Here is a 2,390-nt window from a genome sequence, read left to right on the forward strand (position 1 = left end):
GTGGCGAACTGGCGGACTGGGTCGGAGCCATTTTCCGGGCTCCAGAACCCGCCCGCTGTGCTGTTTGGAGGAGGTCGCCACGGGGTGATACGTTCCATGGGTGCCCAAGGGCGCGGGTCGCTAGCTCAGCGGTAGAGCACTCGGCTTTTAACCGATTGGTCCTGAGTTCGAATCTCAGGCGACCCATTGCGATCCGACGCGGCGTTGATCCAGCGGCGCCGCTGATCTGTCTGCAGACGCTCGACTGCTCAGCAGCAGCTGCCCGCTTCCGCCCCGGCAGTGGGCAGCTCCTGGCCGCCGGGCTCAAAGGGCAGCGTGCCGCCGCAGCCGGGAAACAGGCCGTAGTGCCGGCTGAAGTCGCCGATGAAGCTGAAGTGCTCAGCGMAGCGACTCTCCGCCAGCATCCGGTAGGTGTTGCCGCACACCGGGAACACCCGGCCCGTCTCGATGCTGTGGTGCTTGTCGAAGTCCAGCCGATGGGGCTGGCCCGGCACGCTGCCGCGATAGATCACCGCCTGGCCATGGTCCTCGCAGGCGTCCTCGAGGCTGTCGCTGTGGAACAGGCGGTAGGTGGCTGAGAAGAACTGCAGCTCGCCGGTGCGGGCCGCCAGCTGCGGGTCGGTGATCGCCAGGGGACGGTCCTCCACCAGGCGCGGGTCGGCAAAGCCGGCCTGGCGGGCCAGGCGCAGGAAGTCGTTCCAGTAGAGGGCGCCGCCGAGGCATTCGCCGTAGAGCACCGGATCGAGGCGCAGTGCCTCGGGCACGCGCCGGTCGGCATAGACATCGGCGAAATAGAACTCTCCCCCCGGCCGCAGCAGGCGGCGCACGCCGCTGAGCACCGCCCGCTTGTCGGTGCTCAGGTTCACCACGCAGTTGGACACCACCACATCGAAGCTGCCCGGCTCCAGGCCCAGGGCGTCGAGCTGCTCGATCCGCCCCTCCAGCAGCTGCACGTTGGCAAAGCCGAACTGCTCGGCATGGAAGCTCTGGTGCTCCCGGGCCACCGCCAGCTGCTCGGCGGTCATGTCCACCCCCACCACACTGCCCGTGGGGCCCACCAGCTGGGCGAGCAGGTAGACGTCGCGGCCGCTGCCGCAGCCCAGATCCAGCACCCGGGCGCCCTCCAGCAGGGGGGGCATCACCAGGCCGCAGCCGTAGTAGCGGGCCAGCACCTCGGGGTGGAGGCGGGCCAGGAGTGGCTTCAGGTCGGCCGGCAGGGCGGTGGCGTCGCAGCAGGCGCTGGTGCGCAGGTCGGCGCTGCTGCTCAGCACCGTGCCGTAATAGTGCTGCACCTGACGGCTGAGGTCCTGGTCGGGCTGGGCGGCGTCGCAGGCGGCCCGGTCACTGGTGGTGGTCATGGGGAGAGGAAGGAGTCCGGGTGGCGTCAGGCCAGGGAGCCGCTGCAGCTGGAGCCACTGCCGGCGGTGCAGCCGAAGCAATGCTCGCCCACGGCGATCGGCTGGTGCCTGGGATCCAGCCGCAGCAGATCCCTCAGGTGGAGCCTGGGCCTGTCACTGCCGCCGGCAGGCAGGTCGAGCATCTGGTTGAAGTCACAGTCGAACAACTGCCCCTGCCAGTCGACGCTGATCAGCGAGCGGCACATCACGCCATCCAGGTTGGCGTCGCGATGGCTGGAGCGCAGCAGCTCGAGGTAGCTCTCCAGCTGGCCGCTGGCCTTGAGCACTGCCGCGAAGCGCTGGATCGGCATGTTGGCCAGGGCGAACAGCTGGTTGAAGCGGAGGCCGAAGTCGCGCTCCAGCACCTGCTTGTATTGCGCCTCCAGCTGCTGCTGGGGCGGCGGCAGGGCGGCCCCCTGGGGGTTGTACACGAGGTTCAGCACCAGGCCTGAGCCCTGCTCGCCGTAGCCGAGGGCCTGGAGCTGCTGCAGGCCGGCAATGCTGCGCTCGAACACGCCATCGCCGCGCTGACGATCCACGTTGTCGGCGGAGTAACAGGGCAGGGAGGCCACCACCACCACCCCCTGGTCGGCCAGGAAGGCCGCCAGATCCTCCTGGCCGGGTTCGCTGAGGATGGTGAGGTTGCAGCGGTCGATGACCGTCACCCCCAGCTGGCGCGCCTGCCGCACCAGCTGGCGAAACAGTGGATGCAGCTCCGGGGCGCCGCCGGTGAGATCCAGGCTGCCCAGACCCCTGGCCTTCAGCACCTGGGGGATCAGGGCCGCGGTGGCGGCGTCCATGCTCTCGGTGCGGGTCGGGCTCGCGCCCACGTGGCAGTGGCTGCAACTCTGGTTGCAGCGGTAGCCCAGGTTCACCTGGAGGCAACTGAGGGCCTGGCGCCGCAGGGCTGGGAAGCCCGGGGGCGCTGCCGCTACGCCGTTGCTGCCGGCGCTGGGCTGGCTGCTGAGGCTGGTGCTGAGGGATGCGCTGGAC

Annotated in this window: 2 protein-coding genes and 1 tRNA gene; 1 reads left to right on the top strand and 2 read right to left on the bottom strand. The window is 69.6% G+C overall.

From position 1 onward, the window contains the following. Nucleotides 1-114 precede the first annotated feature (114 nt). Nucleotides 115-186: transfer RNA gene (locus tag IQ216_RS13380), tRNA-Lys, on the top strand. A gap of 62 nt (nt 187-248) precedes the next feature. On the opposite strand, the gene IQ216_RS13385 is transcribed toward IQ216_RS13380, so the two are convergent. Both IQ216_RS13385 and arsS read right to left on the bottom strand, forming a co-directional pair. Further along, nucleotides 249-1,358, bottom strand: coding sequence for a methyltransferase domain-containing protein (locus tag IQ216_RS13385; protein WP_193815864.1), 1,110 nt, complete (start codon nt 1,356-1,358; stop codon nt 249-251). Between the two features lie 26 nt (nt 1,359-1,384). Continuing rightward, nucleotides 1,385-2,302 carry an arsenosugar biosynthesis radical SAM (seleno)protein ArsS gene (gene arsS / locus IQ216_RS13390; RefSeq protein WP_193815865.1) on the bottom strand — a complete coding sequence of 306 codons (918 nt, stop codon included), beginning with the start codon at nt 2,300-2,302 and terminating at the stop codon, nt 1,385-1,387. Nucleotides 2,303-2,390 lie beyond the last annotated feature (88 nt).

This window comes from Cyanobium sp. LEGE 06143 (assembly GCF_015207535.1).
GTDB lineage: Bacteria > Cyanobacteriota > Cyanobacteriia > PCC-6307 > Cyanobiaceae > NIES-981.